Source organism: Gordonibacter sp., assembly GCF_036667095.1.
Lineage (GTDB): Bacteria > Actinomycetota > Coriobacteriia > Coriobacteriales > Eggerthellaceae > Gordonibacter.
Window position 1 is genome coordinate 24,374 of the sequence record NZ_JAVWUP010000017.1, and the last position, 8,025, is coordinate 32,398.

Genomic DNA, 8,025 nt, shown 5'->3' on the forward strand with positions numbered 1-8,025 from the left:
GCAAGTTTTGTGGCGCAATCTGCTGAGAAGTCCATTGCAGACTCCATGACGGCACTCGCCGCTACCTGGTCTTGCCACAATGTTTCACGTGAAACATTTGTTCCCTTTTCGACAGCCAAAAAGTTATGCTCAAGGGGCGGGTCTTCTTCGGAAGAGCGGCCGAGCGCATCGAGATGCGCGTTCACGCGCGCGATGGCATCGTCGGAAATCTCCCAGGCGAGCTGCGCCGCCGCACTTTGGCTGGCAGGGTCGAACGTTCCCTCTTGCCTGGCAAGGTCGCGGCGACGGGCGAACGGGAGGCGCTCGCCGCCCGGCAGCAGCACATTGTCGATGCCGAGCTTCTCGTACTCGCCCTGCCCCGATCCGAGCGGGCGCTCCCCGGGCACCTCCTCGCCTTCGCGCTGGCACCATACGCCGGGCGCGACCACGCCTTGGCTCTCCACGCCGTCATCGGCCAATTCGGCGATCAGCTGCTCAAGCCAGCGCGTCTTCCCCGTCTGCACTCCACCCGTCAGCAAGAACAGCATGGTGCTTCCCTTCTTTTCCGAACGATCCGACAAACTCGCGCGGCCAGCCCATCGTCGCGAACGGCGCAATCCGCAAAACCCGAGTGGGCCGAGTAGGCCGAGTAGGCGCGCATGGCCTCATCCACAAGCCGTGATTCGACCCCGCTTGTTTATTTCCGTTCGTATATTATACTCTTCTATAGATAAGTAGACGTCGACCATCTGCAAAAGCTCTGACGAGAGAGAAGGATACCAGCCATGGGATGCCCCGAGAAGGATTGCTGCGCCCACAACCCCGAAAACGATACGGTCAGTTTTCCCGGCACCTACGACCACGACACGCCGTGGAAGTTCTACAACCACCTGATCATGCGCATTCCCGAGGACATCCTGGTGCGCGATTACTGCCTAGGCACGCACTGGTCCTACGTCGAGGCCGACTGCGGTATGGGAGTGAGCTTCACGTGCAAGGGCGGGGCAAAGCGCACGCACACGCAGGATCTGCGCGGGTTGCCGTTGCGCCAGGTGGCAGAGCTGGCGAAGTCGTGGTGTTTCGAGGAAGCGACGCTCGGCGTGGCCGCGCTGAACGCCTACTACGCGCGACGGGAACTGCTCGACCCGCTGGGTGCCACCTACGACGAGCCTATCGAGCGACCGGACGGCACCATCCGCAAAATGGACGCCTTCGAGCTGTACCGCCCGCGCATCGAGCAGGCGGAAAGCAAGAACGTTACCGTGATCGGCCACTTCCCCCACGTCGACCGCATCGAGGAGTACGCGAACCTCACCGTGCTCGAGCGCAACTGCACCCAAGCGCTCGACACGCCCGACCCCGCCTGCGAGTACCTGCTGCCCGCGCAGGACTTCGTCTTCATGACCGGCGTCACCATCATCAACAAAACGGCACCGCGCCTGCTGGACCTCGCGCAGAACGCCACCGTAGTCATGGTGGGCCCGAGCGTGGTCATGTCGCCGTTTTTGTTCGACTGGGGCGCGGAGATGCTGGCCGGCAGCGTAGTGGCCGACCCCGAGCGTGCCCGCTTCGCCGTGATGAACGGCGCCGGCCAGTTCTTCGGCGAGGCGCTGCAGATGTCGTCCATCGTACGGAAGCGGGACTAGCCCACGCACATCACCGCCAACGGCGATTCCGAGAAAGAAGGAGCACCATGGGGCACAATCCCCTCGAATACGACGGTATCGCCGAGCAGCTTTATGCCCCCGTCTACCCCGTCGTCGCGCGCGCCATCGTCGAGCGGACCGGCAAGCAGCAAGGCCGCGTGCTCGATGTCGGCTGCGGCGGCGGGCACCTGGGCTTTGCCGTGCTCAAGCAAGGCAACTTCACCTCGCTTTCTCTCTTCGACGAGAACGAACAGGCGCTGGACGTTGCGCAGCGACGCGCCGAAGAGCGCGGGCTGGCCGAGCAGGTAGAGGGTGCCTACGCCGGCGACGTCTACACACTGGAGCTGCCTGCCGTAGGCGGAAAGCCCTTCGACCTGATCGTGTCGCGAGGAAGCATGCCGTTTTGGGAAGACCAGCGCGCGGCCTTCGCGAATCTCTTCGGGTTGCTCGCACCTGGCGGCAGGGGCTACGTGGGCGGCGGCCTGGGCTCGGCCGAACTCGCGGCCGACATCGCCGAGCGCATGGCCGCCCTGCGCGCTGAGAACGGCGGCGAGGGCCCGCACCTATTCGACCGGTCGCAGTCCAAAGCGCTCGACGACAATACCTATCTCGAATTGTTCGCCGAGCTAGGCGGCACCTGCGAGGTCATCGCCAACAAGGGCGAAGGCCACTGGATCATGTTCGGGAAGCTACCATCGTAAACCCGAATCCTGCCCACGGCGCGGGTCGTTGCACCCGCGCCGTGGGCGCAACCGTCGCATTCGCAAACCAAGACGCATTCGGTAGCGTTTCGTCGTGCGGCGAGCAAGTCATCAGGGCTATCGAGCGCGTTTGCGCGGACACCGGCTGCACGCAGCTTCATTTGGTGGCCCATTCGGAGGGTAGCCTGGTCCCCCTCTGGTCCACCGAGGCAGGAAGCTGGATCGTTCTGCAGGTTACTGAAGCGGGCTTCGACCGCCGATGCATGCGACCTGCGCAAGCGCGATTTCGCCCTCCAGGGCTCAGACGGACGCACGTACTCGTCGGCCGTCTCCTTCCTTGTCAAGCACCTCGCATCCGTCGAGGCGAAGCAGGGGAGCAGCCAGCCAGCGACGTCAGCATAACGGCGAATTCCCGAAAAATGGCGGCCAACGACCGCTTTGGTAGAGCAGCCACGTCGCAAGACGGCCTCTTCCCGACAAAAGCCCAGTTCATGAAAAATCAGGGAACTCGCTTCCAGAAAGAATCTTGCCAAAGCGGTCGCTGGCCGCCATTTTTCACTTGTCCCGCTATCGCATGCCTAGCGAGTCGCGTACCACGACGGCACCGCGCGAGCAGGACTATGTCCCCCTGCTCACTCTGTTCACGCCCCGCCCGCTCCCCCTGTTCACACGCACGTATGCCACGAACAGGACACTATTCGCCGCACATTTTGCGATAAATATCTGAGCTTTAACCGCAGTGGCCGCAATTTGATTCACCAGGACAGAGAGCATAAGGCGGTTTCCTCATCTACCTTCCTCCGGGTGCTGCCACTTTCTTTTTTAATTATAACCGATTGATAATATTCAGTTTCTAGTATATATTTATTTAAGCATTATTCTTGTATTGATCTAATTGGGGACGAGAAACGCGGGGGGCAATGAAGAAAGCATTGGAGAGGGATAGCCAGGGGGCCTCCGACGCGTCTGGCGTCGGTGGCCCCCTGATGACGTCATCAGGGCCACATTGGCAAACCCCCAAGAAAACGCCTGACGAACCCGACACGTCCTGCTATACCGCCGCGAGTAAAAAGGGGAAGCGGGCCAACGCCATCATCTTCGGCCTAGCGGTGTTCATGGTAGTGGCGGCAGGCATCTCGCTGATGTTAGGACGCTATCCCATCGCACCAGACGAAGCCATCCGCATGCTGCTTTCCCTGGTCTTCCCCCTCGAGCACACCTGGACCGCGCAGCAGGAAACCCTCTTCTTCAATGTGCGCCTGCCGCGCATCATGCTGGCCCTCATGGTAGGCTGCTGCCTCGCTGCAGCGGGTGCAGCCTACCAAGGCACGTTCCAAAACCCGCTCGTATCGCCCGACATCCTCGGCGCCTCGCAAGGTGCCGCCTTTGGCGCCGCACTTGCCATCCTTGCCGGACTCGGGGCGTTCGCCGTCTCTGCCTCAGCCTTTGTGTTCTCCATCGTCACCGTGCTGCTGGTTTTGCTCATAAGCGGGCGCGCCAAAGGCAACCGAGTGCTGGTCACCGTACTAGCTGGCGTCATGGTGAGCTCGCTCTTCTCGGCAGGCGTCTCCTTCACGAAGCTCATTGCTGACCCCACCGACCAGCTGCCCGCCATCACCTACTGGCTCATGGGCAGCCTGACCGGAGCCAAACTGGACACCAACCTGCTTATGACGGCCGTTCCCATGGTTGTCGGCCTCGCCGTGCTGTTGGCCCTGCGCTGGCGCATCAACATCCTCACCATGGGAGACGACGAAGCATCCACCATGGGCGTTGACGCTCGCAAGCTGCGCATCCTCGTGCTCCTCGCCGCCACGCTCGTCACGGCTGCCAGCGTGTCGGTAACCGGCATGATCGGCTGGATAGGCCTTATCATCCCCCATTTATCACGAATGGTTGTTGGTGCCGACTACCGTAAGCTACTGCCCTGCAGCATGCTGATGGGTGCCAGCTTCCTGCTCATCGTAGACAACATCTCGCGTATTGCCACTACAGCAGAGATCCCCGTAGGCATCCTCACCGCCTTCGTGGGAGCACCGTTCTTCCTGTACCTCATCACGCGGAAGAAGAAGCTATGAGCATTCACATCGACCACCTGGACTTCTCCTACGGCAAGCGCCAGATCCTCCATGACGTATGCATCGACATCCCCGATGCCACACTGGTGAATGTACTCGGGCCAAACGGCGTGGGTAAGTCCACCCTGTTCCGGTGCATTCTCGGGTTGAACAGCACCTACACCGGCACCGTATCGATCAATGGCAAGGACCTGCGGCACCTCTCCATCAAGGAGCGAGCACGCGAGATATCCTACATCCCCCAGTCGCATGCCCCCGTGTACGACTACGAGGTGCTCGACGTGGTGCTTATGAGCACCGGCACAGACTTAGGAATGCTACGCACACCAGGACCACGCCATCGCCGGCGCGCCTACGAGGCGCTTGAGCGCATAGGCATCGCACATTTGGCTGAGCGCAACTACACCCAAATTTCCGGAGGCGAGCAACAGTTGGTATTAGTAGCGCGCGCCCTCGCCCAAGATGCGAAGACCATCATCATGGACGAGCCCACCAGCGCGCTGGACTACGGCAACACGGTGCGCGTGCTGTCCTGCGTAAAGCAGCTTGCGCGTGAAGGACTCTCCATCGTGCAATCCACTCATCAGCCCGATCAAGCGTTCCTCTATTCCGACAAAACACTGGTACTACATCAGGGACGCGTGCATGCCTTTGGCACTCCCAAAGACGTCATCACCAACGAGCTGGTGAGCACTATCTACAACGTGAACGTCGAGGTCAACTCTCTTTATGGCGACAAGGTGCGCGTCTGCGTGCCCGTACAGGAAATCGCATAGCTCATACACTCAAGGGAAGGAAGGGAACTACTACTATGGGAACTGTAAGAACAGGGATATGGCGCAAACGAGTAGGGGCAATCGCATGCGCCGCCGTATTGTGCTGCGGCTTAGGCGTGATTGCCGGATGCTCCAACGGCACCGACTCCAAGAGCGCCGATCAGGGCAAGACCGAACAAACCGCGCCGGAGCAGGCTACCACGCGCACCTTCACCGACTCGGCAGGCCGCGAGGTCGAGGTGCCCACACAGATAGACAAGATCGCCCCCTCGGGCCACACGGCCAACCAGGTACTCCTGACCATGGCCCCCGACAAGATGGCAGGCTTATCCCAAGAGCTTTCCGCAAGCCAGCTGAAATACTTCGACAAGAAACTTGCCGACCTGCCGATATTCGGCGCGGCATTCGGTGCCAAGGGCGATATGAACAAGGAGTCCGTGGCTGCATCCGGAACGCAGATCGTCATCGATACCGGCGAGTATAAGGACGGCCTGAAGGAAGACCTGGATGGCTTGCAGGCGCAGCTGGGCATTCCCGTGGTGTTCATCGAGACGCCGCTTGACGGCTACGACAAGGCCTACGAGATGCTGGGCGACCTGCTGGGTATGAAGGAGCGTGGAGCGGAGCTGGGCGACTACTGCACCAAAGCCTACAACGAGACAAAAGACACTATGGCCAAGATACCCGAGAGCGAGCGCGTGAATATCGCTTACCTGTTAGGCGACTCGGGCCTGAATGCCATCGCTAAGGGTTCCTACCAGGGCACCGTTATCGACATGTGCGCCAACAACGTCGTGGTGGTTGACAAGGCCTCGGGCAGCGGAGCTGGCAACGAGATCAGCCTCGAGCAAATCGCCGTATGGAACCCCGACATGATCGTGTTCGGCACGAAGAGCATCTATAGCAAGGTGGGCGACGACGCTGCATGGGCCGGTATCTCGGCCATCGAATCGAAGAACTACTACGAGGTTCCCAGCGAGCCGTGGTGCTGGCTGAACAACCCGCCGACCGTGAACCAGATCATGGGCCTGCAGTGGCTTCCGCGCCTGTGCTACCCCGACAAGTTCGACACCAGCACCCAAGACGTGGTCACGAGCTATTACAAGACGTTCTACAACCACGACCTGTCCCAGGCAGACTACAACGAACTGGTCGCGAAGGCGCTGCCCAAGAAATAGCCGATCCCCGCAACCGAGCCCTCCCGCCTACGACCCGGCCTTTGTGCCGGGTCGTAGCATTGACGCCCCTCACCCTTACCTGCATTATCAAGAAATGCACGAATGCCCGGCACAATGCCGGGCATTCGTTGATGGTGCATTCGATCAGTTGCGAGAACTACTCGGCAGCCTTCTCTTCGACAAGAGCGTCGACCGCGGCGATGTCCTCGGCGCTAGCCTCGACGGCTTCCACGGCAGGAGCAGCAGCCTCGACGACAGCGGCCTTGGCAGCGGCAGCTTCGGACTTCTTCGCAAACTCCTCGGCACGCTTGGCCTTCTCGGCAGCCTTGGCGTCGCGCTCGGCCTTCTTCTTAGCCTCGGCCTCGGCGACAGCGGCGGCTTTCGCAGCCTTCTTGGCAGCCTCGCGCTCGGCAACCGTGTCCTTCGCAGAACCGAATTTGTCGGCAAAGCGCTGGACGCGTCCGCCGGTATCGACGAAGCGCTGCTGGCCGGTATAGAACGGGTGGCACACGTTGCAGATGTCGATCTTCAGCTCGGGCTTGGTCGACATGGTCGTGAAGGTGTTGCCGCAGCTGCACTTCACCGTGCATTCCATGTACTCCGGATGAATTCCTTGTTTCATATTGGTTCTCCTTTTCGGGCCTTGGTTTCCGACCAAGGCAAGACAAGCCTTTGCATGTTACCATAAGAAGGAGGGGTTATCGAGGAGAATTGCTCGCTACACCTCCAAAAATGCCTCATTCACGGTAAATCCGTACATTGCAGCGATGGCACGCAAGCCCGCATCGGGAATCGTGTTCGGGAAATCGCCGCCGCCATTCAGCAGCCGAGCCCGCACGTAGATATCCGCCGCTTTCTCCACCGTGTGCATAAGGCCGAACGTCGCATCGAAGTCCACCCCAGAACAGAACAAACCATGCTGCGCCCACACGCACGCCGCATACGCATCCATGAGGTCAGCCGTTGCCCGCGCGATATCCGGACCGCCCGGCACCATCCATGGCACCACGCCGATACCCTCAGGAAAGGCGATGACGCTCTCGGTCATGGCCTTCCACAGCGCCCGCGTAAACGTGCGCGCCTCCAGCGGCAATACCGCCGAGAGGGCCACCACGTTCACGGGATGCGCATGGTACAGCACCCGGCTGGCACCCTCGGTAGCGGCAGCGCGCGCTTCGTGGATGAGCACATGGCTGGCAAACTCGCTGGTGGGCATGCCGCCGTTCTTGAAGCCCCACACGATGCGCCAGGCATCTCCCTCGGCGTTCAGCTCCACGATACCCAGCGACGCATCGGGGTCGAGCGCCACGTTGCGCATGAACCCGCCCGCACGCGTAGCCAGGAAGAACGAGCAGCGCATGCCGGGGGCTGCCAGCCCAAGCGGCACCCAGGAGCTCGGCGTGTCGTAGAAGTACGAGCGACACGACGACAGATCCTCGGGCGTCAAGCGATACGTTGCGTTTCCGCCGTTGCGCTCATGCCATCCCTGGTCCCACCCATCGTTGCACAGGCGCACAAACCCTTTGACGAAACCCTGCTGCTCTACTGCCACGCCCGACACGGCGCCTTTCGCCATAGAGACGCCCTTATCCAGCATCTCCTGCGCGTCATCGAAAAAACCCATGAGGCCCTCCTCGATCGTAATAGATTTCCACCTATTATAAGAG

The 8,025-nt window shown here is 60.8% G+C and carries 7 protein-coding genes and 1 pseudogene; 5 read left to right on the plus strand and 3 right to left on the minus strand.

The genetic code is table 11. From position 1 onward, the window contains the following. A pseudogene (locus RR842_RS03315) lies at positions 1–527 on the minus strand (hypothetical protein); the annotation flags it as partial. Positions 528–764: 237 nt separating this feature from the next. On the opposite strand from RR842_RS03315, the gene RR842_RS03320 reads away from it, so the two are divergent. The 5 genes from RR842_RS03320 to RR842_RS03340 all read left to right on the plus strand — a co-directional run bounded on the left by RR842_RS03320 (position 765) and on the right by RR842_RS03340 (position 6,358). Continuing rightward, positions 765–1,625, plus strand: coding sequence for a DUF364 domain-containing protein (locus tag RR842_RS03320; RefSeq protein WP_332521003.1), 861 nt, complete (start codon positions 765–767; stop codon positions 1,623–1,625). A 47-nt stretch (positions 1,626–1,672) separates the two neighbouring features. After that, positions 1,673–2,326 carry a class I SAM-dependent methyltransferase gene (locus RR842_RS03325; RefSeq protein WP_332728972.1) on the plus strand — a complete coding sequence of 218 codons (654 nt, stop codon included), beginning with the start codon at positions 1,673–1,675 and terminating at the stop codon, positions 2,324–2,326. A gap of 920 nt (positions 2,327–3,246) precedes the next feature. Next, complete coding sequence (locus tag RR842_RS03330; RefSeq protein ID WP_332554370.1) at positions 3,247–4,404, plus strand: iron ABC transporter permease; 1,158 nt, start codon at positions 3,247–3,249, stop codon at positions 4,402–4,404. Beyond that, the gene (locus RR842_RS03335; RefSeq protein ID WP_332514689.1) at positions 4,401–5,180 is read left to right on the plus strand and encodes an ABC transporter ATP-binding protein; all 780 of its coding nucleotides are present in this window, start codon (positions 4,401–4,403) and stop codon (positions 5,178–5,180) included. The genes RR842_RS03330 and RR842_RS03335 overlap by 4 nt, the downstream gene beginning before the upstream one ends. 35 nt (positions 5,181–5,215) lie before the next feature. Further along, positions 5,216–6,358, plus strand: a complete 1,143-nt coding sequence (locus tag RR842_RS03340) for an ABC transporter substrate-binding protein (RefSeq protein ID WP_332514691.1) — start codon at positions 5,216–5,218, stop codon at positions 6,356–6,358. A 157-nt stretch (positions 6,359–6,515) separates the two neighbouring features. Here RR842_RS03340 and rpmE read toward each other — a convergent pair whose 3' ends face one another. Together rpmE and rhaD are read right to left on the minus strand one after the other, a co-directional pair. Next, entirely contained in the window at positions 6,516–6,980 is a 465-nt protein-coding gene (gene rpmE / locus RR842_RS03345) for a 50S ribosomal protein L31 (protein ID WP_332514692.1), read from the minus strand. Between the two features lie 96 nt (positions 6,981–7,076). Next, positions 7,077–8,025 (minus strand): rhamnulose-1-phosphate aldolase (rhaD, locus tag RR842_RS03350; RefSeq protein WP_332728973.1); only part of this gene is annotated, 949 nt, incomplete at its 5' end.

Coding starts and splice junctions, on each gene's coding strand:
- RR842_RS03320 (WP_332521003.1), top strand. CDS start 765: ATGGGATGCCCCGAGAAGGATTGCTGCGCCCACAACCCCGAAAACGAT.
- RR842_RS03325 (WP_332728972.1), top strand. CDS start 1,673: ATGGGGCACAATCCCCTCGAATACGACGGTATCGCCGAGCAGCTTTAT.
- RR842_RS03330 (WP_332554370.1), top strand. CDS start 3,247: ATGAAGAAAGCATTGGAGAGGGATAGCCAGGGGGCCTCCGACGCGTCT.
- RR842_RS03335 (WP_332514689.1), top strand. CDS start 4,401: ATGAGCATTCACATCGACCACCTGGACTTCTCCTACGGCAAGCGCCAG.
- RR842_RS03340 (WP_332514691.1), top strand. CDS start 5,216: ATGGGAACTGTAAGAACAGGGATATGGCGCAAACGAGTAGGGGCAATC.
- rpmE (WP_332514692.1), bottom strand. CDS start 6,980: ATGAAACAAGGAATTCATCCGGAGTACATGGAATGCACGGTGAAGTGC.